Source organism: Faecalibacterium sp. I2-3-92 (genome assembly GCF_023347315.1).
Classification (GTDB): Bacteria; Bacillota; Clostridia; order Oscillospirales; family Ruminococcaceae; genus Faecalibacterium; species Faecalibacterium duncaniae.
The window spans coordinates 2,366,249-2,391,264 of record NZ_CP094470.1 but is presented as its reverse complement, the minus strand read 5'-3'; the positions used below and the strand labels follow the sequence as shown (position 1 = coordinate 2,391,264).

Here is a 25,016-nt window from a genome sequence, read left to right as displayed (position 1 = left end):
ATGACCAGCAAAAAGCGCCTGATCTTCTCTTACGGCATCCTTGCCCTGCTGCTGGCGGTGCTGTTTGCCGCCAACCTGTTCTGGGGCAGTGTGTCCCTGACACCGGGGGCAGTGCTGGCGGCCCTGACCGGCCGCGGGCGGGACGCTCTGAGCGTGGGCATCATCACCCAGCTGCGCCTGCCCCGGGCCGTGATGGTGGTGCTGCTGGGGGCGGCGCTCTCGGCGGCGGGCTACCTGCTGCAGACCTTTTTTGCCAACCCCATTGCAGGGCCCTTTGTCATGGGCATTTCCAGCGGGGCCAAGCTGGCCGTGGCACTGGTCATGGTGGCTTTTCTGAACCATGGCCTGCTCACCAGCTCCCTTACCCTGATCACTGCCGCCTTTGCGGGGGCCATGGCCTCCATGGCCTTTGTGCTGGCGGTCTCCCGGCGGGTGCAGCGGATGAGCATCCTTGTCATCTGCGGCGTAATGATCGGCTACATCTGTTCGGCCGTTACGGAGTTTGTGGTGGCCTTTGCCCAGGACAGCAACATCGTCAACCTCCACAACTGGTCTCAGGGCAGCTTTTCCGGCATGACCTGGGGCAATGTGCGGGCGGCGGCGCTGGTGGTGCTGCCCGCTCTGGCGGCGGCGTTCTGCCTTTCCAAGCCCATGGCCGCCTACCAGATGGGGGAGGCCTACGCCCGGAGCGTGGGCATCAATGTCAAAGCCTTTTCCCGGCTGCTGGTGCTGCTTTCCAGCCTGCTGGCCGCCTGTGTCACGGCCTTTGCGGGGCCCATCTCCTTTGTGGGCATTGCGGTGCCCCATCTGGTCAAGCAGCTGTTCGGCAGCGCAAGGCCGCTGGTGGTGCTGCCCGGGTGCTGCCTGGGCGGGGCCGCCTTCTGCCTGTTGTGCGACCTCATCGCCCGCAGCATGTTTGCCCCCACTGAGCTTTCGATCAGCGCCGTAACGGCAGTGTTTGGTGCACCGGTGGTCATCTGGCTGCTGGTGCGCCGGGGTCAGGAGGGTGTGCGATGAAATACCGCTGTGAAACGAAAGAGCTGGCCATCGGCTATGGCAGCGCGCCCCTTGCTTCCGGCATCACGCTGGGGGCGGTGCCGGGGCAGATCCTGGCCCTCATCGGGCCAAACGGCGCGGGCAAATCCACCCTGCTCAAAACGCTGGCGGGCCAGCTGGCCCCTATGGGCGGGGCTGTCCTGCTGGATGGCCGCAGCCTGACCGATTACACCGGCCCGGCCCGGGCCCGGAAGCTGGCCCTGATGCTGCCCCATACCCGCCGCACCGAGCTGACTTCCTGCTTTGAGTTTGCCGCCGCCGGGCGCATCCCCTATACCGGGCGGCTGGGTATCCTGTCCGATGCCGACCGGCAGGCCGTGCGGGACGCGCTGGAACTGGTGGGGGCTTCCCCTCTGGCGGGCCGGGATTTCAACTGCATCAGCGACGGCCAGCGCCAGCGCGTTCTGCTGGCCCGTGCCATCTGCCAGCAGCCCGGAGTTCTGCTGCTGGACGAGCCGACCTCTTTTCTGGATGTCAAGGGCAAGATCGAGCTGCTGACCATCCTGCAGAAGCTGGCCCATGAGCAGGGGCTGGCCGTGATCGTCAGCCTGCACGAGCTGGACATGGCGCAGAAGATCGCGGATGCGGTGGTTTGCGTGTTCCCGCACAGCGTTTCGGGGGTGCTGACCCCAAAGGAGGCCTTTGCCCCGGAGAACATCCGGGCGCTGTACAGCCTGACCAAGGAGCAGTACGAGGCCGTGTTCGGCCCGGAAAAGCCTGCCGGGCCAAAGTTTGAACATTACGTCCGCAGTGGGCAGAAGCTGCTCCGCTGCGGGTACACCACCGGCACCTGCGCGGCGCTGGGTGCGGCGGGGGCCGCGCGGCTCCTGCTCACTGGCCATGCCCCGGAGAGCGTTGCCCTGCGCACGCCGAAGGGCATCGTGGTGGAGGTGGCTCCGCTGTACTGCCGCCCCGCCGGAGCCGGTGCCGAATGCGCCATTGAGAAGGACGGCGGGGATGATGTGGATGTGACCACCGGCCTGCCCGTGATCGCCGCCGTAGAATTGCTGCCCAATACCACCGAGATCCGCATCTCCGGCGGCAAGGGCGTGGGCCGGGTGACCAAGGCCGGGCTGGATCAGCCGGTGGGGGAAGCTGCCATCAACCATGTGCCCCGGCAGATGATCGCTGAGGCCCTGCAAAGGGAAGCCGAGAGCGCCTGCTACACCGGCGGCTTTGCCGTGACCATCTCCATCGAGGGCGGGGAAGAGGTGGCAAAGCGCACCTTCAACCCCCACATCGGGGTCGAGGGCGGACTTTCGGTGCTGGGAACCAGCGGCATTGTGGAGCCTATGAGCCAGCAGGCGATCCTGGATACCATCCAGCTGGAAATGAATCAGGCCGCTCTCCGGGCGGGCAGCCCCAGGCGGCTCATCCTGGCCCCCGGCAATTACGGGCTGGACTATCTGCACGAAAGATACCCGGGGTTTCACGCTGTTCCGGTGGTGAAAACCTCGAACTTTATTGGAGACACGCTGGATATGGCTGCTGCGGCCCGCTTTGAAGAGGTGCTTCTGGTGGGCCATGTGGGCAAGCTGGTCAAGGTGGCGGGCGGTATTATGAACACCCATTCCCACACTGCTGACTGCCGCACCGAGCTGTTCTGCACCCATGCGGCGCTCTGCGGCGCTTCCCGGGAAGTCTGCGCCGCCCTGATGAACGCTGCCACCACCGATGCCTGTCTGGAACTTCTGGACAGCGCCGGCCTGCGGGCTCCGGTGCTGGAAAGCCTGCTGCGGGCAGTCCAGCTCCACCTTGACCGGCGGGCCTGCGGAGCGTTCCGGGTGGGGGCTGTGCTGTTTTCCAACCAGCACGGCCCGCTGGGAGCCACCGACACTGCCGCACAACTGCTGAACGAATGGAAGGAGCATTGAGATGGTACATTTTGTAGGCGCAGGCCCCGGCGCACCTGACCTTATCACCCGGCGGGGCGCGGCCCTGCTGCAGGAAGCCGACTGCATCATTTATGCGGGCAGTCTGGTCAACCCGGCTCTGCTGGGGCTGGCGAAGCCGGAGTGCGCCGTTTACAACAGCGCCGAGATGACGCTGGAACAGGTGCTGGACGTGATGCGCCGGGTGGAAGCCGCAGGCGGGACCACCGTGCGGCTCCACACCGGCGACCCCTGCCTGTATGGGGCCATCCGGGAGCAGATGGACGCACTGGATGCGGATGGTATCCCCTACGATGATACCCCCGGCGTGTCCAGCTTTTGCGGGGCGGCGGCGGCGCTGAACGCCGAGTACACCCTGCCCACCATCAGCCAGACCGTGATCATCACCCGGATGGAGGGGCGCACCCCGGTGCCGGAAAAGGAGAAGCTGGCCAGCCTTGCCGCCCATGGGGCAACCATGGTGATCTTCCTCTCCATCGGCCTCATCGACAAGGTGCAGCGGGCCCTGCTGGCAGGCGGAGCCTACACGCCGGAGACCCCTGCCGCCGTGGTCTACAAGGCCAGCTGGCCGGAGCAGAAGGTGGTGCGCTGCACCGTGGGCACGCTGGCCGGGAGCACCCGCGCCAACGGCATCACCAAAACAGCGCTCATCGTGGTGGGGGAGTTTCTGGGCACCCGGTATGAGCGGAGCAAGCTCTACGACCCAACCTTTACGACGGAGTTCCGCAAGGGGGCAGATCAGTGACCCGCGCCTATCTCGCCTTTACGGAAAAAGGGTTGGCGCTGGCCCAAAAGCTGGCCAGTGCCCTGCCCGGCACCGTAGACCGCTGCGGCCATGGCGGGCCCGGCCTTGCCGATTGGGCTGCGGAGCAGTTCGCCCATGCGGATGCCCTGATCTTTGTGGGGGCTGTGGGCATTGCGGTGCGGGCCATTGCGCCCCACTGCCGGAGCAAGGCGGTGGACCCTGCCGTGGTAGTGCTGGACGAGTGCGGCCATTTTGCGGTGCCGATCCTTTCGGGCCATCTGGGCGGGGCCAACGATCTGGCCCGGGCGCTGGCGGCGGTCTGCGGTGCGGTGCCGGTCATTACCACGGCCACCGATGCCAACGGTGTGTTTGCCGTGGATGCGTGGGCCAGGCACCAGAACTGCGCCGTGCTGGAGCCGGAGCGCATCAAGCGCGTCAGCAGCAGGCTGTTGGCGGGCGGGCCGGTGCGATACCGGTCGGAATTCCCCATAGCCGGGCAGGCCCCTGCCGGGGTGGTCCCGGCGGGGGAGGCAGAGCTTGCCGACTTTGCCCTGACCCTTTTCCCGGCGGGCGATGCGCTGCACCTGATCCCGAAGATCGGTGTGCTGGGCATCGGGTGCAGGCGGGGGACAAGCGCCGCACAACTGGAAGCGGCCTTTGCACAGTTCTGCGCGGCCCACGGCCTTGCAGCAGTGTGCATCACGGCGGCAGCCAGCATCGACCTGAAAGCCCATGAGCCGGGCCTGCTGGAATTTTGCAGAATCCACGGCTGGCCGGTGCAGTTCTATTCTGCCGCACAGCTGCAGAACGCCCCCGGGCAGTTCACATCTTCGGCCTTTGTCCGGAGCGTGACCGGTGTGGACAATGTCTGCGAGCGGGCGGCGGTGCTGGCGGCAGGCGGCACGATCATTCTTCCCAAACAGGCGGGCAACGGCGTGACCTTTGCGCTGGCGCTTCGTCCCTTTGCCCCGGATTGGAGGTGGCAGGATGCCTAATGTTGTTTTTGTTGTCGGGCTTGGGCCCGGGGATCCCCGGTTTCTGACCGCACAGGCGCAGAGCGCCTTAACGCAAGCCGAGGTGCTGTGCGGCTATACGGTCTATCTGGATCTGGTGCGCCCCTACTTCCCGGACAAGCTCTATTATTCCACCGGCATGACCAAGGAGATCGACCGCTGCCGCTGGGCGCTGGAAACGGCCCGGAGCGGCAGGGCGGTGGCGCTGGTCTGCTCGGGAGATGCCGGGGTCTACGGCATGGCAAGCCCTCTGCTGGAGCTGGCCGAGCACTTCCCGGACGTGACGGTGGAGGTGGTGCCCGGCCTGACCGCCGCCCTGAGCGGCGGTGCGGTGCTGGGTGCCCCGCTGGCCCACGATTTCTGTGTGCTCTCCCTCTCTGACCGGCTTACGCCGTGGGAGGTCATTGAGCGGCGGCTGGCGGCAGCAGCCATGGGGGATTTCTGCATCGCGCTGTACAACCCCTCCTCCAAGGGGCGGCCGGACTATCTGGCGCGGGCGGTGCGCATCCTGCTGGCAAACGGCAAAGCACCCGGAACGGTCTGCGGCATTGTGCGGAACATTGGCCGGGAGGGGCAGGAAAGCCGCGTTCTGACGCTGGCTGCGCTGGAAACCACCCCGGTGGATATGTTCACCACCGTGTTTGTCGGCAACGCCCAGACCCGCCAGCTGAGCGGGCGGATGGTCACGCCGCGGGGGTACCGCGCATGAGGGCCGTAATATTCAGCGGCACCACCGAGGGCCGCATGTTTTCAAAGCAGCTGGCCGCACTGGGGGCCGAGGTACTGGTCAGCGTGGCCACCCCGCTGGGGGCCGAGGAACAGGGCGAAAGGTCCGGCATCACCGTCCACTGCGGGCGGCTGACCCCGGAGGAGATGACCGCCCTGCTGCAGAGGGCTGACCTCTGCGTGGACGCGACCCATCCCTATGCGGTGGAGGCCACCCGGAACATCCGGGCAGCCTGCAAAACAGCGGGCACGGAGTACCGCCGCCTGCTCCGGCCCGAAAGCCCGCTGCCTGCCGGGAGCATGGTGTTTGCCTCTGCGGCCCATGCGGCGGGATTTCTGGCCCGAACGCAGGGAAATGTTCTGCTTGCCACCGGGGCCAAGGAGCTTTCTGCCTTTGCTGTGCTGGAACCGGCACGGCTCTTTCCCCGTGTCCTGCCCACCCGGGAGGGCATTGCCGCCTGCGAGGGGGCAGATATCCCCCATAAGAACATCATCGCCATGCAGGGGCCGTTCTCCTATGCGCTGAACCGGGCGCTGATGGAGCAGTTTGCCATCCGCTTTCTCGTTACCAAAGACGGCGGCGCGGCGGGCGGCTTTGAAGAAAAAGCCCGGGCAGCGCAGGACACCGGAGCACAGCTCATCGTCATCCGCCGCCCGGCCGAGCAGGGCGAAACGGCGGAACAGATCCTGACACATTGTAAGGAGATGCTGCAATGATCACACTCATCGGGATGGGGTCGGGCACGCCGGAAAGCCTGACCGCGCAGGGCCTTGCCGCCCTGCAGAACGCCGGACTGATCCTGGGGGCAAAGCGCCTGCTGGAACAGCTGCCGCAGGGCTGCACGGAACACCGGAAGGCCCTGTATCAGCCTGAGGATGTCCTTGCCGCGCTGGCGGCTGACCCGGAGGTGGATGCTGCCCTTGTGTACAGCGGCGACACCGGGTTTTACTCCGGTGCGGCCCAGCTGCTGCCGATGCTGCGGGCCTTTGGCATCTCCTGCCGGGTGCTGCCGGGGCTTTCCAGCGTTCAGCTGCTGGCCGCTGCGGTGGGCCGCTCCTGGCAGGAGTGGAAGCTGGTCTCGGCCCACGGCTGTGCCTGCGACCCGGTGGCCGAGTGCCTGACAGCCGGGGGAAAGCCTGTGTTTTTCCTGACCGGCGGGGCAGAAACGCCTGCCTCCCTCTGCGGCCGATTGGCTGCTGCCGGGCTGGGCGATGCCCATGTGCTGGTGGGGGAAGAGCTGGGCCGGGCAGAGGAGAAGATCCTGTTCGGCACGGCGCAGGAGTTTGCGCAAAAGCAGTTTGCAAGCCTGAGCGTTCTGCTTGTGGAACACGTTCCTCAGCCGCCCCGGCGGGTGCCCGGCTTCCCGGATGAAGCTTTCCACAGGGGAGAGGTGCCCATGACCAAGCAGGAGGTGCGGGCGGCGGCGCTGGCCAAGCTGGCCGTGCAGCCCGGCGATACCCTGTGGGATGTGGGCGCGGGCACCGGCAGCGTGAGCGTGGAGCTGGCACTGGCCGCACCCCGGGGGCATGTGTATGCCGTGGAGTGTGACCCGGAGGCCTGCGGGCTCATCCGGCAGAACCGGGAAACGTTCCACGCCTGCAACCTGACACTGGTGGAGGGCCGCGCCCCCGCTGCGCTGGCTGACCTGCCCTCCCCGGATGCCGTGTTCATCGGCGGGACCAAGGGGGGCATGGAGGCTGTGGTGGACACGGTGCTTGCCCGGAATCCGAACACCCGCATCTGCATCTCTGCCATTGCGCTGGAAACGCTGAGCGCCGCCGTGGCCGCACTGACTGCCCACGGCCTTGCTGCGGAGGTGACGCAGATCGCGGTCAGCCGCACCCGGCCTGCGGGCAGGCTCCACCTGCTGATGGCCAATAACCCCATCTTCCTTATCACAGGAGAACGCAAATGATCCAATTTCTTGTGGCCGCGCCCTGTTCCGGCAGCGGCAAAACCACACTGACCTGCGCTCTGCTGGCGGCGCTCAAGCGGCGGGGGCAGGACCCCTGCTCCTTCAAGAGCGGGCCGGACTATATCGACCCCATGTTTCACCGGGCCGTGCTGGGGGTGGAGAGCCATAACCTCGACCTGTTTTTCTCTGCGCCGGAGACGGTGCGCGCGCTCTATGCGCAGGCCGCCGCCGGGCATGGGGCGGCTGTGTGCGAGGGTGCCATGGGCTTTTACGATGGACTGGGCGGCGTGAGTGATACCGCCAGTGCCTGGCATCTGGCCGATACGCTGGGCCTGCCGGTGCTGCTGGTGGTTCAGCCCAGAGGGGCCAGCCTGACACTGGCGGCCCAGATCAACGGGCTGAAGCAGTTCCGCACCCCCAGCCATCTGGCGGGCATCCTGCTCAATGACTGCGCCCCCCATCTGTATGCTCTGCTGGCTCCCATGCTGGAACGGGAGACCGGCCTGCCGGTGCTGGGCTATCTGCCCCACCTGCCGGATGCCGCCCTTGAGAGCCGCCACTTAGGGCTGAAAACTGCCGGGGAGATCGCGGACTTACAGCAGAAGATCAACCGAATGGCCGATGCGCTGGTGATGGATTGGGAGAAGCTTTTTGCCCTGACCGAGTGCGCAGCGCCTTTGGTGCACACCGATCGGCTCCCCCCTGCGGGAGAGCTGCCGCCCCAGGGGGCAGAGGAACAGCGCCCCCGCGTTCCCATTGCCGTTGCAAGGGATGCGGCGTTTTGCTTCACCTACGCCGAAACGCTGGAAGCACTGGAGCGGGCGGGGGCGGAGCTCTGCTGGTTCAGCCCTCTGCAGGACCCCGCCCTGCCGGAGCAGATCGGCGGGCTCTATCTGCCCGGCGGCTACCCGGAGCTGTATGCCGGGCAGTTGAGCGCGAACCGCTCCATGCTGGCCTCTGTGCGCCGGGCTGTGGAGCGCGGTCTGCCCACGGTGGCCGAGTGCGGGGGCTTTCTCTATCTGGGCCAGAGCCTGGAGGATGCCAACGGGGAACGCTGGCCCATGGCAGGCGTTCTGCCGGGGCAGGGCTTCCGGGTGGGGCGGCTGGTGCGGTTTGGATACGCGGCATTGACTGCCCACGCCGACAGTATGCTGTTCCGCGCCGGGGAGCGTCTGCCGGTGCACGAGTTCCACCACTGGGATTCCACAGACAACGGCACCGGCTTTACCGCCGCAAAGCCCAACGGGAAGCAATGGGACTGCGGCTTTGCAAACGAGCATTTCTATGCGGGCTTCCCGCATTTGTATTGGGCGGGCACGGCCCTGCCCCGGCGGTTCGTGGATGCCGCCGCACACTATCATCAAGAGGAACAGGATCAATGACAGAGCTTGAACTGAAGCAGCTTCTTTCCAGGATCACCCGGCCGGACGAGACCGCACGCACCGCCGCCCATGCCCACTGGGCCAGCCTTGCAAAGCCGCTGGGCGGGCTGGGCAGGCTGGAGACCATGCTGGAGGATGCCGCCGCCCTGACCGGTACGGCAGAGCTGGCGTTTTCCCGCCGGGCCGTGCTGGTGCTCTGCGCCGACAACGGCGTGGTGGCGCAGGGCGTGAGCCAGACGGACCAGAGCGTGACCCGGGCCGTGGCCGAGAACCTTGCCGCCCGGCGCACCAGTGTCTGTCAGATGGCAAAAACGGCCCGCTGTGAGGTAGTGCCTGTGGACCTTGGCATGGCCGGGGAGCCGGTGCCCGGGGTGCAGAACTGCCGCATTGCCGCCGGGACGGCGGATTTCACCACCGGCCCTGCCATGACCCGCCAGCAGGCGGTGGATGCCATTGCGGCGGGCATCGGACTTGTCCGGGCGCAGAAGGCGGCGGGGGTGCAGCTGCTGGCCACAGGGGAGATGGGCATTGGCAACACCACCACCTCCAGCGCTGTGGCTGCGGTTCTGCTGGGTCAGCCCGTGGAGCGGATGACAGGCCGGGGCGCGGGCCTTTCCGACACGGGGCTTGCCCGCAAGCTGGATGCCATCCGGCGGGGCATTGCGCGGAATCAGCCCGATGCCGCTGACCCTCTGGATGTGCTTTCCAAGCTGGGCGGGTTCGACATCGCCGGGCTGTGCGGTGTTTTTCTGGGCGGCGCGCTGGAAGGCCTGCCCGTGCTGATGGATGGCTTCATCAGCGGGGTGGCGGCTCTGTGCGCGGTGCGGCTCTGCCCCGCCGCGGAAAAGGCCGTGTTTGCCAGCCACTGCTCCACTGAACCGGCAGCAAGGCTGGTGCTGGAGGCGCTGGGCAAAGTGCCCCTGCTCACCGCCGGGCTCCATCTCGGCGAGGGCACCGGAGCGGTGGCAAGCATCCCGCTGTGGGATATGGCACTGGCCGTTTACCGCGATTGTTATTCCTTCACGGAGGGCGGCATTACGCCGTACACCCCCCAATGCTGACGCTGGTATTGGGCGGTGCCGCCAGCGGTAAAAGCGGATATGCCGAGAGCCTGGTGCTGAAAACCGCGCTCCCGCGCTATTACATCGCCACCATGCAGGTGTGGGATGCCGAGTGTGCCGCCCGGGTGGAAAAGCACCGGAGGATGCGGGCGGCAAAGCAGTTTGAGACCGTGGAGTGCCCCCTGCATCTGGAGAACATCCGTCTGCCTGCCCGGGGAACTGCGCTGTTGGAGGATCTGGGCAACCTGACCGCCAACGAGCTCTACGACCCCGCCGGGGCAGGAGAAAATGCGGCTTCGGCCATTTTGGAAGGACTGGACCAATTGGCCGGACAATGCGCGCACCTCATCGTGGTCTCCAACGAGGTGTTCAGCGGCGGTGCCGACTACGCAGGCGACACCGGGCGCTACCTGAAAGCGCTGGCGCAGGTGAACAATGCCCTTGCCGCCCGGGCTGACCATGTGGTGCGGGTGGTGTGCGGCATCCCGGTCTATTATAAAGGAGTGGAAAAATGATTGGATTGCAGACCATTGCAGTGGCCTTTGCCATGTTTTCGGCCCTGCCGGTGCCGCAGTTCGCGTGGAACCAGAAAAACATGCGGTATGCCATGTGCGCCTTCCCGCTCATCGGGGTGGTCATTGGCGGGCTGTGGTGCCTGTGCGGCGCTCTGCCCCTGCCGATGCCCGCAAAGGCGGCGGGGTTCTGCCTGATCCCGGTCTGGGTCACGGGCGGCATCCACCTGGATGGCTATGCCGACACCTGCGATGCCCTTTCCAGCTATGGCGACCGGGAAAAGAAGCTGGAGATCCTCAAAGACCCCCACTGCGGTGCCTTTGCGGTGATCCGGCTGTGCAGTTATTTTGCGGCCTACCTTGCCCTTTGCGCCTGCGTGGACTTTACGCCCCGGGTGGGCCTGTGCTGGACACTGGCCCTTGTGCTGGAACGGGCCCTCTCGGGCCTGGCCGTGGCATCGTTCCCGATGGCAAAGAACACCGGCCTTGCCCACACCTTTGCCACGGCGGCGGATCGAACTACTGTCCGCCGGGTGCTGATGGTGCTGGCCGCTCTGCTCAGCGCCGCCCTGCTGGCACTGGGCGGCTGGGCGCTGGTGCTGGCGGCGTTGCTGGTGTTTGCACGCTATCATGTTGTTTCGGGTAAGCAGTTTGGCGGCATCACCGGCGATCTGGCCGGGTGGTTTTTGCAGAAAGCCGAGCTGTGGATGCTGGCGGCGCTGTGTGCCTGCCAGTGGGGAGGACTGTTATGATCTTTATCACCGGGCCGCTGTACAGCGGCAAGCGCACCTTTGCCCAGCGCCTGCCCGGCACCCGCATTGCGGAGGTGCAGGCCCTGGCCGCAGAGGCCGAGGATCTGGAAAAGCTTGCGGAGGAGCTCTCCGCTTATGATATCGTGATGGCCACCGAGGTGGGCGGCGGCGTGGTGCCCATGGACGCAGGGGAGCGGTCCGCCCGGGAAGCCGCCGGGCGGCTGGCCTGCCTGCTGGCGGCCCGGGCCGGGTGCGTGGTGCAGATGTTCTGCGGCATCCCCACAGTATTGAAAGGAGAACTGCCCCCATGCTGATCTATCTTCTGCGCCATGGCCTGACGGCCTACAACGCCGAAAAGCGCTATCAGGGCCAGCGGGATATCCCCCTGAGCCCTGCGGGCCGCGCCCAGCTGCGGCAGGCGGACCTCCGGCCGGAAACGGTCTATATCACCCCGCTCTGCCGCACCCGGCAGACCGCGGAGGTGCTCTTCCCGGGTGCAAGGCTCGTGGAGGTGAAAGACCTGCAGGAGATGTGCTTCGGCAGCTTTGAGGGCCGCAATTTCATTGAGATGGAGCACGACCCGGATTATCTGGCCTGGGTGAACGCCAACTGCGAAAGCCCCTGCCCGGACGGCGAGACCAAGGCTGTCTTTTCGGAGCGGGTGTGCAGGGCCTTTGCCACACTGGTGGACAGGGCCCTTGCCGATGGGGAAGAGACACTGGTCATTCTGGCCCACGGCGGCACCCAGATGGCTGCCATGGAGCGCTACGCCCTGCCCCATGCGGATTATTACCATTGGTGCGCCCCCAATGCGGGCGGTTACGTTCTGGATGCAGGAGATTGGGCGGAGCAGCGGGTGCTGCACCTGCTGAAAACTGTGCAGTACACAAAGGAGGATGCCCAATGATCGAATACGCAGTACTCGGCGGTTTTGTGCTGGACTGCCTCTTCGGCGACCCGGCCTGGCTGCCCCACCCGGTGGTGTACATGGGCAAGGCCATCTCGGCGCTGGAAAAGCGCCTGCGGGCCCGCCTGCCCAAAACGCCTCAGGGGGAACTGCTGGGCGGTGCCATTGTGGCCTTCTGCCTGCCGGTGGGCACCTTTCTGCTGACGAGCCTTGTCTGCCTGGGAGCTGCCCGCATCAGCCCGTGGCTGGGGCTGGCCGTCCAGATGTTCTGGTGCGGGCAGGCACTGGCCGCAAAGGGGCTGGCGCAGGAGAGCACCAATGTTTACCGGGAGCTGGTCAAGCCCGACCTGCCTGCTGCCCGCAGGGCGGTCAGCCGTATCGTGGGGCGGGACACCCAGGATCTGACACTGGAGGGGGTGACCAGAGCCGCTGTGGAGACGGTGGCCGAAAACGCCAGCGACGGCGTGATCGCGCCCCTGCTCTATATGCTCATCGGCGGAGCACCGCTGGCCCTGACCTACAAGGCCATCAACACGATGGACAGTATGCTGGGCTACAAAAACGAAAAATACCTCTACTTTGGCCGCATCCCGGCCAAGCTGGACGATGCGGCAAATTACCTTCCCAGCCGCCTTGCCGCCCTGCTGTGGATGGCTGCCGCGGCCTTTACGCACAATGACGCAAAAGGGGCGTGGAAGATCTGGCGGCGGGACCGCCGGAACCACGCCAGCCCCAACAGCGCCCAGACCGAGAGCGCCTGCGCCGGTGCGCTGGGGGTGCAGCTGGCCGGGCCCGCCTATTACTTTGGCGAATACTACGCCAAGCCCACCATCGGCGATCCGCTGCGCCCCATTGAACCGGAGGATATCCTGCGTGCCAACCGGATGATGTACGTGGCAAGCGCCTTTGCACTGGCGTGGGGCGTGGCAATACGGGCTGTTTTGTAATCACCCTCGCCCTCTCAGTCATGCTTTGCATGACAGCTCCCCCAAAGGGAAGAGCCGGGAACGGGTATCCATAACCATCCAGGAAAAGGAGAACGAAGATGCAACTAGTACATGGCGGCGATTGGGCCGGTTATCGGGCCGAGTTCGGACGGGACGCGCTGGATTTTTCGGCCAACGTCAGCCCGCTGGGCCTGCCGGAAGGGGTGGCCCGGGCCATCACGGCGGCATTGCCCACGGCGGACCGCTACCCCGACCCCCTGTGCCGGGAACTGCGGGCAAAGCTGGCGCTCCATGAGGGCGTGCCGGCGGAGCAGATCCTCTGCGGCAATGGGGCAGCCGACCTCATCTTCCGGCTGGTCTGGGCCAGAAAGCCCCGCCGGGCGCTGGTCACCGCACCCACCTTTGCGGAGTATGCCACTGCTTTGAAAAGTGTCGGCTGCATGGTGGAACGCTTCTTTTTGCGGGAGCAGGAGGACTTTGCGGTCACGGATGCGTTCTGTGCGGCCATCCGCCCGGGGGTGGACATGGTGTTTCTCTGCCAGCCCAACAACCCCACCGGCCAGCTGACGGCCCTGCCGCTGGTGGAGCAGATCCTCCACCGCTGCGCGGCGTGCGGCACCCTGCTGGTGGTGGACGAATGCTTCCTCGATTTCCTGCCCGACCATGCCCTGCACACGGCAAAAGGTCTGCTGGGGGAGGGAGATCTGGTTATCCTGAAAGCCTTCACCAAGCTTTACGGCATGGCGGGCGTGCGGCTGGGCTATGCCCTGAGTGCCGACACAGCGCTGCTGGAACAGATGCAGGCCTGCGGCCAGCCCTGGGGTGTTTCCAGTCTGGCGCAGGCGGCAGGCCTTGCCGCGCTGGAGGAGACGGCGTATGTGGAAAAGGTCCGGGCCCTCATTGCCGAACAGCGGCCCCGCCTGACGGCTGGGCTGCGGGCGCTGGGCCTGCGGGTGCTGGACGGCAGGGCAAATTACCTGCTGTTTCAGGCCCCGGAGACGCTGGGAGAAGCCCTGCGGCAAAGGGGCGCTGTGCTGCGCAGCTGTGCGAACTACCCCGGGCTGGGCCCCGGCTGGTACCGCACCGCCGTGCGCACCAGACCTGAAAACGAACAGCTTTTGAAACTTCTTGCGGAGGTGCTGGAATGAGCAAGGCAAAGTGCATCATGGTGCAGGGAACCATGAGCGGTGCAGGCAAAAGCCTGCTGTGCGCCGCCCTCTGCCGCATTTTTGCGCAGGACGGTTACAGCGTGGCTCCCTTCAAGAGCCAGAACATGGCGCTGAACAGCTTTGTCACCCGGGATGGGCTGGAAATGGGCCGGGCACAGGTGGTGCAGGCGCAGGCCGCAGGCATCGAGCCGGATGTGCGGATGAACCCCATCCTGCTCAAGCCCAGCAGTGACGTGGGCAGTCAGGTCATCGTGAACGGCGAGGTGCGGGGCCAGATGCCCGCCGCCGCCTATTTCAAAATGAAAAGAGCGCTCATCCCGGAGATCCTCTCGGCCTACAACAGTCTGGCCGAAACCGTGGACATCATCGTCATTGAGGGGGCCGGAAGCCCGGCGGAGATCAACCTGAAGGCAGACGATATCGTCAACATGGGCCTTGCCCGGCTGGTGGATGCCCCCGTTCTGCTGGCGGGAGATATCGACCGGGGCGGTGTGTTCGCCCAGCTGTACGGCACGGTGGCGCTGCTGGAGCCGGAGGAGCGCGCCCGCATCAAGGGGCTGCTCATCAATAAATTCCGCGGCGATGTGGAGATCCTGCGCCCCGGCCTTGCTATGCTGGAAGAAAAAACGCAGCTGCCGGTGCTGGGGGTCGTGCCCTACCTGAAGGTGGACATTGAGGACGAGGATTCCCTTTCCACCCGGCTGGATGCGGGCAGAACGGTCCACCCGCTGGATGCGGCCATCCTCCGCCTGCCGCACATCTCCAACTTTACCGATTTCATGCCGCTGGAGCAGCATCCGCTGCTGGGCGTGCGGTATGTGCAGAATACCCGCCAGCTGGGCACACCGGATCTCATCATCCTGCCCGGCACCAAGAACACAGTGGATGACCTGCTCTGGCTGCGGCAGTCCGGGCTGGAAGCAGCCCTGTTGAAGCTGGCGGCCAACGGCACGCCGGTGCTGGGGGTCTGCGGCGGGTATCAGATGCTGGGCGAGACGCTGGCCGACCCTGAGGGCACGGAGAGCGGTACGGCGCAGACCGTGCGGGGGCTGGGGCTGCTGCCCGCCCGCACGGTCTTTACCGGCCAGAAGCACCGCACCCAGGACACTGCCGCCGTGACCGCCGCCCCCTTTGCGGGTGCGGCCCTGACCGGATACCAGATCCACACCGGCCGCACCGAGGTGCAGGGTGTGCCCTTCTGCACACTGGCAGACGGCACACCCGAGGGCTGCGTGCAGGACAATGTGTTCGGTACCTACCTGCACGGCCTGTTTGATACCGGTGCGCTCACCGAGAAGCTGGTGGCCCTGCTCTGCCAGCGCAAGGGCATTGCGCCGGACAGCGCCGCCCTCATCCCGATGGAGCAGTACCGCCAGCAGCAATTTGACCTGCTGGCCGATGGCGTGCGCGGCGCGCTGGATCTGGATGCCGTTTACGCGGCCATGGGGTTGGAGAACCCGCGGAGGAATGCACAATGATCCCACAACATCATCTGCCCGCCGACATTGAGCGGACAAGCCTTTCCATCATCACGGCAGAGCTGGAAGTGTTGGGCCTGACCCCGCCGCCCGAGACTGCCGCTGTGGTCAAGCGGGTCATCCACACCACCGCCGACTTTGACTATGCGAAAAATCTGCGCTTTACGCCGGGGGCTGTGGCGGCAGGTGTGGCCGCCCTGCGGGCAGGGACCCCTATCATCACCGACACCAACATGGCACTTTCGGGCATTTCCAAGCCTGCCCTTGCCCGGCTGGGCGGCAGTGCCCTCTGCTACATGGCGGACCCTGAGGTGGCGCGGACCGCAGCCGAGACCGGAACCACCCGGGCAGTGGCCTCCATGCACCGCGCGGCGCAGGAGCACCCCGGGGCCATCCTTGCGGTGGGCAATGCCCCTACCGCTCTGCTGACCATTGTGGAGGAGATCGAGGCCGGGCTGCGGCCTGCTCTGGTCATCGCCGTGCCGGTGGGCTTTGTGAATGTGGTGGAAAGCAAGGAAGCGCTGTTTGCCGCCTGTGCAGCCCACGGCGTGCCTGCCATCGCGGCCATGGGCCGCAAGGGCGGAAGCACCGTGGCCGCTGCAGTCTGCAACGCCCTGGTCTACTCCGCTGCCGAGATGCTGGACCCTGCGGCGAGAGGGTGGAAATAGGGCGGAACCGGTAAAAGCGCCCCTTTTTACGCTTTTGCTTGACTTTTTGGTAGAAACAAGGTATCGTTTACCTGTATGACGATTGATATATGAGTTGAAGCTTTGCGTGAAAAAGGAAACATTATGGCACAAACGATTTTAGAAGAAAAGAAAAAATCACGGCTGATGACAGAGGGCAGCATCTGGAAGAGCATCCTGCTCTTCTCGGTGCCGCTGATCCTAGGCAACATGCTGCAGCAGCTGTACAACACCGCCGATTCCATCATCGTGGGCAACTTTGTGGGCAGCAACGCGCTGGCAGCCGTCGGCTCCAGCGGCTCGCCCATCTTCCTGCTCATCGGGTTCAGCCAGGGCATCGCCGTGGGTGCCGGTGTCGTGGTGTCCCAGTTTCTGGGAGCCAAGGACAGGGAGGGCGCGCACACTGCGGTGCACACCTCGCTGGCCCTTTCGGCCATTCTGGGTGCGATCCTGACCGTGTGCGGCGTTGCCGTCAGCCGTGCCCTGCTCACCGCCATGAACACCCCCGCAGAGGTGCTGGAGGATGCGGTGCTCTATATGCGGCTCTATTTTGGCGGCGTGCTGTTCAGCGTGGTGTATAACATGGCGGCCGGTATCCTGAACGCCGCCGGCAACTCCAAGCGGAGCCTGCTCTACCTGGGCGTTGCCTCCATCACCAACATCGTCCTCGACCTTGTCCTGATCGCCGGATGCAAGATGGGCGTGGCCGGTGCGGCCATTGCCACCGATATCAGCCAGCTGGTGTCCTGTGTGCTCTCCCTGCGCTTTCTGATGCGGGTGGAGGACGATTACCGCGTGACGGCAAAGGAAGTGCGCGTGCACAAAAAGATGGCGGTCCGCATCATCAAGGTGGGCCTGCCCACCGGTATCCAGAACATGGTCATCTCCCTTTCCAATGTGCTGGTGCAGGTCAGCGTCAACGGCTATGGTGCCGCTGCCATGGCAGGCTTTGCCGCCTATATGAAGGTGGATGGCTTCAACATTCTGCCTGTGCTGAGCTTCAGCATGGCGGCCACCACCTTTGTGGGCCAGAACTTTGGTGCGGGCAAGATCGACCGTGTCAAAAAGGGCACCTTTGTCACCCTGGGTATGTGCATCGTTTACACCATCCTGACCGGTATCCTGCTGCTCGTCTTCCAGGATTCCATCATGCACCTGTTCACCGGCGATGAAACGGTCATTGCCTACGGCAAGATCTGTATGCTCTATTTCTGCCCCTTCTACTGGATGCTGGGCATCCTGCAGGGCCTTGCCGGTACGGTGCGCGGCACCGGCAAGAGCGTGCCGCCCATGGTGGTGCTGCTGATCTCCCTGTGCCTGTTCCGCATCGTCTGGATCCAGTTTGCCCTGCCCCTGTTTGCAGGCATTGAGGGTGTGCTGCTGGTCTACCCGGTGTCCTGGGCTGTGGGTGCAGTGTTGATGGTGCTCTACGCCTGGAAGGGCAAATGGATGCAGCTGCCGGAAGCAATTTTGTAAATCAAGCGCACCCGATCCCCCGGTAAAAGTGTATTTTATACAAAAAATGACGTGTGAATGCGTAAAAATATTCGGGGGGGGGGGGGGGCTAAAAATCTGCGAAAATCAGTTGATTTCTGCCGAAAAATGCCGTATACTGAATGATAGTTTCAAATCGAACGACAGACTTCGACAAAAGGGGCTGATAAGATGGAGTGCACGCAGGCAGAGGCTTTTGAACAGTATATTCGGGATCTGCGCGTTGTGCGCTCGATCTCCCGGCCCAGCTTTCCGGAGGGCAAAGCTCCCGCTGCTGTGCTGGAAGAGATCCAGACCAACGCGCTGAGATGCAACACCCTGATGCGGCAGAATGAGGCACTGCTGGCGCAGTTTGTCTACGACCGTGACCCTGCGGCTCTGACAGACGGAGACATCCAGGGACTGAGTGCCTTTGCAGGCAGGCTGTTCAACTACGCGAACAGCGAGGATATGGGCGTGGCGTTCAAGGTGCATCAGCTGCTGCTGGCAGCGGCCCGCAGCCGGGAAGACGTGCCCATGATCGTCAGGGAGCTGTACTACACAGGCATCACCCTGCATTATATGAACGTCCGGGATGAGGGAACTGGCATCAACCTGTTGGGAGATGCGATCCAGGTCTATTTTACGGAAGCTGCTGAATACATGTCACGGTATGAACAGCTGGACAGGAATACCCGGCAGTATCTCATCCGCTGTGTGGGCAACACCCGGCTGGGGATGTCCCGCGGTACCCATGCGGAAAGCTGCCGGTATCTGGAGCGGTTCCGCCGCGCAATGGAGGTCATCCAGTCTGCGCATTACCATGCACTGGACCCGGAGTTCCCCTGGGAAAGCTACATCTATTCCATGCACATGGACCGCATGACCCTGCTGACCTATCTGCGGCAGGAGGAGGATCCTGAGGTGGCGCGGCAGGTGCTGGAATCGGCGGAATACATCTGGGGGCACAAGAAGAAGTACAAGGGTCAGGATGCGCGCCTGCAGAACTGGCGGGTGCCCTATTTTTACGCCGCTGCCCGCTACCATGCCGGGGTGGGCAGCCTGGAAGATGTGGTCAAGATCCTTCTGGAATCGGCGGGAAGCGTGGCGCAGGATGATTATTCTGCCGAGGCCATCAACCGGAAGCTGGTTCTGGCGGCCTATCTTTCGGTCTATGCAGAACGTCTGGACGAGGCGGGAGCACAGAGGTATCGTGCAACCGTGGAGCAGGTACGCCGTTCTGCGGATCAGTATCTGGAACAGATGCCGGCCAGCCAGTATCCCCGTGTGGTAAACTCTGCCGCCTGGGAGTTGAGCAAGATCAACACCAGCTCAGATGAAACGGCGAACCGCCGGATGCTGGGCAGTATCCTGGCCGGGCACAAGCCGACCTATGTCCACTCGCTGATGGTGGCAGAGCTGACCCGTGCCCTGCTGCATCGGCAGATCGAGACAAGGCCCGAAACACTGGTTGGCCTGCTGGGCTGCAGGAGCGCGGCCGAGGTGCAGGCCCGGCGGGAAGAGCTCTGCCAGACGGCCTATGAGTGCGGCCTGTACCACGACCTTGGCAAGTGTGCCGTTCTGATGTACATCGACAACAACGCCCGCCGCCTGCTGGATGAGGAGTTTTTCTGCATCCAGAGCCACCCAAGGACCGGCGCTGACATTCTGAATAGAATGGGCTGCGGAAGAACGCTGGCCCTGGCGGCACTCTATCACCACTGCTATTACAATGGCAAGGGCGGCTATCCCAATGATGTACCCTCCTGCCCGCCGGAGATCAAGGGAATCGTGGATGCGCTGAGCGTGGCAGACTCGCTGGATGCCGCCACCGATAATATCGGTCGGTGCTACAACCTTGCCAAGCCCTTCCGCACGCTGCTGGAAGAGCTGCGGGCCCAGAGCGGCACCCGCTATGCGCCCAATGTGGTCGCCCTGTTCGAGGATGAGCGTTTCTGCCAGCAGCTGGCAGAGAACACGGATGCCGAGCGCAAAAGGGTGTATCTGCAGGTGTATCACGCCGGAAGTGAAGAAAAATAAATATCATAAGCAAAAGGAGCCTCTTGGGCTCACATCCCCTGTCTCTACAGGGAAATAGGTGTGAGTGCCAAAAGGCTCCTTTTCTTTTGCTCTTATGATATTAGATGCAAAAAGCTTTGTCAAGCACCGGCGGCTGCATCGCTTCAGCCGTGGTACTTAGCCACTTCCAGCAGTTCTTCCGCCCGGCGGACCTGTTCCGCCGTGGGGGGAACGGCATCGGGCAGGGGATAGGAGATGCCCAGCTTCTGCCACTTGAACAGCCCCAGCGTGTGGTAGGGGAGAACCTCCACCCGCTGCACCGTTTTCAGGCTGCGGATGAAGTCTGCGGTCCTGCGCAGGCCCTCCTCGTCATCGGTGAGGCCGGGCACCAGCACATGCCGGATCCAGAGCGGAACGCCCAGATCGGAAATATGCCGTGCCATGGCTAAAATGTTGGCATTGCCCCTGCCGGTAAGCTGACGGTGCTTCTCCGGGTCGATCTCCTTGAGATCCAGGATCACCAGACTGGTGGAAGCCATCAGGGTATCGAAGGCGGCCAGGTAGGCGGGGTCATCGGGCTGGAACGGCTGACCGGCCGTGTCCAGCGCGGTGTGCACCCCCTTGGCGCGTGCCAGCTGGAAGAATTTTGTCAAGAAGTCCATCTGCCGCAGCGGCTCGCCGCCGCTGACGGTGATGCCGCCCTTCTTGCCCCAGTAATTGCGGTAGCGCCAGACGTGCTGGAACAGCTTCTCCGGAGACCATTCCGTGCCGCCCTCAGCGCTCCACGTTTCGGGGTTGTGGCAGTATTTGCAGCGCAGGGCACAGCCCTGCAGAAAGACAACGAACCGGACACCCGGCCCGTCCACTGAGCCGAAGCTTTCCAGCGAGTGGACGAGACCGACAGGGTCACAGTGCGGCATGGCAGGTACGGGAGATCACGTCCATCTGCTGCTCGCGGGTCAGGTCGATGAACTTGACCGCATAGCCGGAGACGCGGATGGTGAAGTTGGCGTATTCTTCCTTTTCGGGGTGCTCCATGGCATCCAGCAGCTTCTCCTTGCCGAACACGTTCACGTTCAGGTGGTGTGCACCCTGATCGAAGTAGCCATCCATCACCTGCACCAGGTTCTCCTTGCGTTCCTCCTCGCTGTGGCCCAGAGCCTCGGGGTTGATGGTCTGGGTGTTGGAGATGCCGTCCAGAGCCCAGTGGTAAGGCAGCTTGGCAACAGAGTTCAGGGAAGCCAGCAGGCCGTTCTGCTCCGCACCGTAGCTGGGGTTTGCACCGGGTGCAAAGGGGGTAAAGGCGGCACGGCCATCGGGCAGAGCACCGGTGTACTTGCCGTACACCACGTTGGAGGTGATGGTCAGGATGGAGGTGGTAGCCTCGGAGTTGCGGTAGGTGTGGCGCTTCTTGATCATCTCCAGGAAGGTGCGCAGCAGCCAAACGCCGATCTCATCGGCACGGTCGTCATCGTTGCCGTATTTGGGGAAGTCGCCCTCCACCTCATAGCCGGTGGCCAGGCCGGTCTCATCGCGCACGACCTTGACCTTGGCGTACTTGATGGCGCTCAGGGAGTCGATGACGTGGGAGAAGCCTGCAATGCCGGTGGCAAAGGTGCGGCGCACATCGGTGTCGATCAGGGCCATCTCGGCTTCCTCGTAGTAGTACTTGTCATGCATATACTGGATCAGATTCAGCACGTTGACGTACAGGCCGGCCAGCCAGTCCAGCATCTGGACATACTTGGGCAGGACCTCGTCATAGTTCAGGTACTCGCTGGTGATGGGGGCATAGTTGGGGCCGCACTGCTCGTGGCTCTTCTCGTCCACGCCGCCGTTGATGGCGTACAGCAGGCACTTTGCCAGGTTGGCGCGGGCACCAAAGAACTGCATCTCCTTGCCGGTCTGGGTGGCAGACACGCAGCAGCAGATGGAGTAATCGTCGCCCCACACGGGCTTCATCACATCGTCGTTCTCGTACTGAACAGAGCTGGTGTTGATGGACACCTTGGCGGCGTACTTCTTGAAGTTCTCGGGCAGGGCAGAGGAGTACAGAACGGTCAGGTTCGGCTCCGGTGCGGGGCCCATGTTCTCCAGAGTGTGCAGGAAGCGGTAGCAGTTCTTGGTGACCATGCTGCGGCCGTCCATGCCGATGCCGCCCACTTCCAGGGTGGCCCACACGGGGTCGCCGGAGAACAGCTGGTTGTAGCTGGGGATGCGGGCAAACTTGACCATGCGGAACTTCATCACCATGTGGTCGATCAGCTCCTGGGCCTGGCTCTCGGTCAGGGTGCCGTTCTCCAGATCGCGCTGGATGTAGATATCCAGGAAGGTGGAGATGCGGCCCACGCTCATGGCAGCGCCGTTCTGGGTCTTGATGGCGGCCAGGTAGCCGAAGTACAGCCACTGGCAGGCTTCCTTGGCGTTCTTAGCGGGCTGGGAGATATCGCAGCCGTAGGCCTCGGCCATCTTCTTCATGCCCTTCAGGGCGCTGATCTGGCGTGCGATCTCCTCGCGCAGGCGGATCACATCATCGGTCATGGTGCCGTCGCCGCAGTTGGCGAAATCTTCCTGCTTGAACTTGATCAGGGCATCGATGCCGTACAGGGCCACGCGGCGGTAGTCGCCCACGATGCGGCCGCGGCCGTAGGTGTCGGGCAGACCGGTGATGATGTGGGTGTGGCGGGCAGCCTTCATCTCAGGGGTGTAGGCATCGAACACAGCCTGGTTGTGGGTGCGGGTGTAGTCGGTAAAGATCTTGTGCAGCTCCTCGCTGGGCTGATAGCCGTAGGTGGTGCAGGCCTGCTCTGCCATCTTGATGCCGCCGTAGGGCATGAATGCACGCTTCAGGGGCTTGTCGGTCTGCAGGCCGACGATCTGCTCCAGATCCTTCAGGGTCTCGTCGATATAGCCGGGGCCGTAAGCGGTCAGGCTGCTGACGACTTCGGTCTCCATGTCCAGCACGCCGCCCTTGGCGCGCTCTTCCTTCTGCAGCTTCTGCAGGGCACCCCACAGCTTATCGGTCGCCTCGGTGGGACCAGCCAGAAAGCTTTCGTCGCCGTCGTACGGGGTGTAGTTCTTCTGGATGAAGTCGCGGACATTGACTTCCTCTTTCCAGATGCGGCCCTCAAAGCCTTCCCACTGTTCAAAATTGATCATTGGAACCTCCTTGCTCCATTCCATGCGCTGGTTAGCGCATTCTAACTATTGAGCCTTTGAAAAACCGCACTGTATAGGCGGCTTTCTGGGGGCGAAACGGTCTTGAACTGCCGTCTGCGGCAGTTCTAACTACAAGGTGTAGACAAAAATGAAAACCTGCCCACAAAATCTTGCGTTACTATAATAACAAGAACCACTTTAAAAAGCAATAGAAAACAAGTGGGTTTTCTTCCAAAGCAAGGGGGATTCTTTGGGCAGAATGTAGAAAAAAAGCTAAAACCACGGCGACACACACCTTTTTCGGGAAAAATTGCAAATTGAGGGTTGACAAGACTAACCATCTATGGTATTCTGTTCTCGCAGCGGCGGTTAGCTAAATCTAACCACGATGCACCAAAAAACGGAGCGTCTGCAAGCGCTCCGTTCCATTCCTCCATTCCATACTCTCTTTTTCTTGGCAGGATGCAGCATTCTGGTTTGCTCTGCATCCGCTGCGCGGCACACAGGGCTCTGGTACGGCACTGTGCGCAGATGAAAACAAAAACGGGACACTCAGCTTGACCACCTGAGTGCCCCGATTTTTGTTTTTATAAGCTACGCTGGACTTGAGATGGCGACAGCCCATTTGCTTTACTTGCTTCTTATTTCTCTTACATAAACAACGTAAACTTTTCCGCCAATGTTTCTTGCCGTCACACAAAGGGATGTGACTTCCGTATAATTATCAGCTGCTCCAATTTTCTGCTTGACCTGTGCAAGTAGTTCTTTGGACGGGCTTTCGTACTTTTTCAGCTCTTCTTCGGTAAATGCGGTCAACTGGAATTTTGAATCTTCGGCAAAAGTATCCGAATCATAGATGGGCTCTATCCAGAACCTTTCCCCGTTTTCGCCTTCGGGGTAGTATATGGATTGTGTCCAGAAGATTCGTCCGTTTTTATCGACCTTATCCCAAATATAATCCGCTTTGCCCCGCAGGCTTTCGTCATTGGTGAAATCTGTGCCCAAAGCTGTATTCATCACAGATAGAACGCTCTTTTCTACTTTGGCGGTGTCTACAGATACAGCTCCGGTTTCGTCGCAGGAAGTTAAGGTGAAGAGTAGAACCATGGAAAGCAGTACGAGAGAAAATTTTCTGATTGTTTTCATGTAAGATTCCTCCTTTTGCGTGAATGAAAGTGGATTTGTTGATTCAATAATACACCTGATAAGGTGTAAAGTCAATACATCTTATCAGATGTGAAGTATAGTCCTTTCAGGGGGCTTTACGATGTATTATTATGAACGCTTGCGGGATTTGCGGGAGGATGCAGACCTGACGCAGAAGGAAGCCGGTGCGATCCTGAACACGACCCAGCAGCAGTATGCAAAATATGAACTGGGGGTGCAGGAGATACCGACCCACCATCTGCTCCGGTTGGCAGAGTATTATCATGTGAGTATGGACTATATCACAGGCCGTGCGGATTGGGAGGATACGCAGATCCTGAACCTGCTCCAGACATGGAGTACCGAACAGAAGAAGCAGTTTCTGCAAAAGAACAGCAAAAAATAAACGCCTTGAGATGTGAATTTCTCAAAGCGTTTGTTTTTTTGTCTGATTAAACCACCGCATCCCGCAGCAGCTGGTAGATCGCCTCTGCGTTTCCATCGGGGGAGCGGAGGGAGACGAATTTTCCGTTTACCTGGCAGACTCCGTCCGAATAGACGGTGAAAAGTAGGTTCTGGCTGGCATCGTCTGCAAAGCGCAGGGTGATGGAATGCGCTTCGTAGTCGTGGGAGTAGGAGCGGACATTCTGGTTGAACTTTTGGTAGCAGCTCGCGTTCTGCAGGATCTCGAAAAATGCCTGATAAGCATCATCGCCCGCAGAATAAGCGCGGGTGGTGACCACAGAGGGGCTCAGGCTGACGGTATCCTCCACGCTGACGGAGACAGAAGTGCTTTTATTGATGTCAGTTTTCAGGTCAACGCGGCGGTTGGAAACGAACAACAGTACGAACAACACGACCCAGAGGGCCATGATGGCATAAAAACGGAGACTTTTGTTTTCCATAAGGCGTTCTCCTTTGGTGGGCCGCACAGCTGGGCGGCCAGGGATCTTCAAAGAGTACGCTCTCATTATAGT

At 62.6% G+C, this 25,016-nt stretch carries 24 protein-coding genes and 1 pseudogene; 21 read left to right on the top strand and 4 right to left on the bottom strand.

Annotated features, from left to right (window positions below):
- From MTP42_RS11645 to MTP42_RS11555, 20 genes and pseudogenes are all read left to right on the top strand, one after another.
- Window positions 1-1,017, top strand: a complete 1,017-nt coding sequence (locus MTP42_RS11645) for a FecCD family ABC transporter permease (protein WP_249257382.1) — start codon at window positions 1-3, stop codon at window positions 1,015-1,017.
- Window positions 1,014-1,508 (top strand): annotated as a pseudogene (locus MTP42_RS14775) (ABC transporter ATP-binding protein); the annotation flags it as partial. The gene MTP42_RS11645 and the pseudogene MTP42_RS14775, both read left to right, overlap by 4 nt.
- 111 nt (window positions 1,509-1,619) lie before the next feature.
- Entirely contained in the window at window positions 1,620-2,930 is a 1,311-nt protein-coding gene (gene cbiD / locus MTP42_RS11640) for a cobalt-precorrin-5B (C(1))-methyltransferase CbiD (protein WP_442899469.1), read from the top strand.
- A 1-nt stretch (window position 2,931) separates the two neighbouring features.
- A complete protein-coding gene (cobM, locus tag MTP42_RS11635) occupies window positions 2,932-3,693 on the top strand; it encodes a precorrin-4 C(11)-methyltransferase (protein ID WP_249257380.1) in 762 nt (253 codons plus the stop codon).
- Window positions 3,690-4,688 carry a cobalt-precorrin 5A hydrolase gene (locus MTP42_RS11630; protein ID WP_249257379.1) on the top strand — a complete coding sequence of 333 codons (999 nt, stop codon included), beginning with the start codon at window positions 3,690-3,692 and terminating at the stop codon, window positions 4,686-4,688. Before cobM ends, MTP42_RS11630 begins: the two co-directional genes overlap by 4 nt.
- Window positions 4,681-5,415: a precorrin-3B C(17)-methyltransferase gene (gene cobJ / locus MTP42_RS11625; protein WP_005935001.1), complete on the top strand. Its 735-nt coding sequence runs from the start codon at window positions 4,681-4,683 to the stop codon at window positions 5,413-5,415. Before MTP42_RS11630 ends, cobJ begins: the two co-directional genes overlap by 8 nt.
- Window positions 5,412-6,149, top strand: coding sequence for a precorrin-6A reductase (cobK, locus tag MTP42_RS11620; protein WP_249257378.1), 738 nt, complete (start codon window positions 5,412-5,414; stop codon window positions 6,147-6,149). The genes cobJ and cobK overlap by 4 nt, the downstream gene beginning before the upstream one ends.
- The gene (gene cbiE / locus MTP42_RS11615) at window positions 6,146-7,348 is read left to right on the top strand and encodes a precorrin-6y C5,15-methyltransferase (decarboxylating) subunit CbiE (RefSeq protein WP_249257377.1); all 1,203 of its coding nucleotides are present in this window, start codon (window positions 6,146-6,148) and stop codon (window positions 7,346-7,348) included. Before cobK ends, cbiE begins: the two co-directional genes overlap by 4 nt.
- Window positions 7,345-8,730: a cobyrinate a,c-diamide synthase gene (locus MTP42_RS11610; protein WP_249257376.1), complete on the top strand. Its 1,386-nt coding sequence runs from the start codon at window positions 7,345-7,347 to the stop codon at window positions 8,728-8,730. The genes cbiE and MTP42_RS11610 overlap by 4 nt, the downstream gene beginning before the upstream one ends.
- A complete protein-coding gene (cobT, locus tag MTP42_RS11605; protein ID WP_249257375.1) occupies window positions 8,727-9,791 on the top strand; it encodes a nicotinate-nucleotide--dimethylbenzimidazole phosphoribosyltransferase in 1,065 nt (354 codons plus the stop codon). The genes MTP42_RS11610 and cobT overlap by 4 nt, the downstream gene beginning before the upstream one ends.
- Window positions 9,785-10,306 (top strand): bifunctional adenosylcobinamide kinase/adenosylcobinamide-phosphate guanylyltransferase, encoded by a 522-nt coding sequence (locus MTP42_RS11600; RefSeq protein WP_097771537.1) that lies wholly within the window; start codon window positions 9,785-9,787, stop codon window positions 10,304-10,306. Before cobT ends, MTP42_RS11600 begins: the two co-directional genes overlap by 7 nt.
- The gene (locus MTP42_RS11595; RefSeq protein WP_249257374.1) at window positions 10,303-11,055 is read left to right on the top strand and encodes an adenosylcobinamide-GDP ribazoletransferase; all 753 of its coding nucleotides are present in this window, start codon (window positions 10,303-10,305) and stop codon (window positions 11,053-11,055) included. The genes MTP42_RS11600 and MTP42_RS11595 overlap by 4 nt, the downstream gene beginning before the upstream one ends.
- On the top strand, window positions 11,052-11,369 hold the full coding sequence (locus MTP42_RS11590) for a bifunctional adenosylcobinamide kinase/adenosylcobinamide-phosphate guanylyltransferase (protein ID WP_249257373.1): 318 nt from the start codon (window positions 11,052-11,054) through the stop codon (window positions 11,367-11,369). The genes MTP42_RS11595 and MTP42_RS11590 overlap by 4 nt, the downstream gene beginning before the upstream one ends.
- Complete coding sequence (locus tag MTP42_RS11585) at window positions 11,363-11,962, top strand: histidine phosphatase family protein (protein ID WP_249257372.1); 600 nt, start codon at window positions 11,363-11,365, stop codon at window positions 11,960-11,962. The genes MTP42_RS11590 and MTP42_RS11585 overlap by 7 nt, the downstream gene beginning before the upstream one ends.
- Window positions 11,959-12,909, top strand: coding sequence for an adenosylcobinamide-phosphate synthase CbiB (gene cbiB, locus MTP42_RS11580; protein ID WP_249257371.1), 951 nt, complete (start codon window positions 11,959-11,961; stop codon window positions 12,907-12,909). Before MTP42_RS11585 ends, cbiB begins: the two co-directional genes overlap by 4 nt.
- A gap of 98 nt (window positions 12,910-13,007) precedes the next feature.
- A complete protein-coding gene (locus MTP42_RS11575; protein ID WP_249257370.1) occupies window positions 13,008-14,057 on the top strand; it encodes a pyridoxal phosphate-dependent aminotransferase in 1,050 nt (349 codons plus the stop codon).
- Complete coding sequence (locus MTP42_RS11570; protein ID WP_249257369.1) at window positions 14,054-15,556, top strand: cobyric acid synthase; 1,503 nt, start codon at window positions 14,054-14,056, stop codon at window positions 15,554-15,556. The genes MTP42_RS11575 and MTP42_RS11570 overlap by 4 nt, the downstream gene beginning before the upstream one ends.
- Window positions 15,553-16,224: a precorrin-8X methylmutase gene (locus MTP42_RS11565; RefSeq protein WP_249257368.1), complete on the top strand. Its 672-nt coding sequence runs from the start codon at window positions 15,553-15,555 to the stop codon at window positions 16,222-16,224. Before MTP42_RS11570 ends, MTP42_RS11565 begins: the two co-directional genes overlap by 4 nt.
- A gap of 123 nt (window positions 16,225-16,347) precedes the next feature.
- Complete coding sequence (locus MTP42_RS11560) at window positions 16,348-17,718, top strand: MATE family efflux transporter (RefSeq protein ID WP_249257367.1); 1,371 nt, start codon at window positions 16,348-16,350, stop codon at window positions 17,716-17,718.
- A gap of 189 nt (window positions 17,719-17,907) precedes the next feature.
- Window positions 17,908-19,755, top strand: a complete 1,848-nt coding sequence (locus tag MTP42_RS11555; protein WP_249257366.1) for an HD-GYP domain-containing protein — start codon at window positions 17,908-17,910, stop codon at window positions 19,753-19,755.
- A 143-nt stretch (window positions 19,756-19,898) separates the two neighbouring features.
- On the opposite strand, the gene pflA is transcribed toward MTP42_RS11555, so the two are convergent.
- The 3 genes from pflA to MTP42_RS11540 form a co-directional block, all read right to left on the bottom strand.
- Entirely contained in the window at window positions 19,899-20,654 is a 756-nt protein-coding gene (gene pflA, locus MTP42_RS11550) for a pyruvate formate-lyase-activating protein (protein ID WP_249257365.1), read from the bottom strand.
- A complete protein-coding gene (gene pflB, locus MTP42_RS11545; RefSeq protein ID WP_098924489.1) occupies window positions 20,641-22,893 on the bottom strand; it encodes a formate C-acetyltransferase in 2,253 nt (750 codons plus the stop codon). Before pflB ends, pflA begins: the two co-directional genes overlap by 14 nt.
- Window positions 22,894-23,523: 630 nt before the next feature.
- Window positions 23,524-24,039 carry a hypothetical protein gene (locus MTP42_RS11540; protein WP_249257364.1) on the bottom strand — a complete coding sequence of 172 codons (516 nt, stop codon included), beginning with the start codon at window positions 24,037-24,039 and terminating at the stop codon, window positions 23,524-23,526.
- Window positions 24,040-24,160: 121 nt separating this feature from the next.
- Here MTP42_RS11540 and MTP42_RS11535 point away from each other — a divergent pair, with 121 nt between their 5' ends.
- Window positions 24,161-24,445: a helix-turn-helix domain-containing protein gene (locus MTP42_RS11535; protein WP_249257363.1), complete on the top strand. Its 285-nt coding sequence runs from the start codon at window positions 24,161-24,163 to the stop codon at window positions 24,443-24,445.
- Between the two features lie 46 nt (window positions 24,446-24,491).
- Here the strand turns inward: MTP42_RS11535 and MTP42_RS11530 are convergent, their stop codons facing one another.
- The gene (locus MTP42_RS11530; RefSeq protein WP_249257362.1) at window positions 24,492-24,944 is read right to left on the bottom strand and encodes a hypothetical protein; all 453 of its coding nucleotides are present in this window, start codon (window positions 24,942-24,944) and stop codon (window positions 24,492-24,494) included.
- Window positions 24,945-25,016 lie beyond the last annotated feature (72 nt).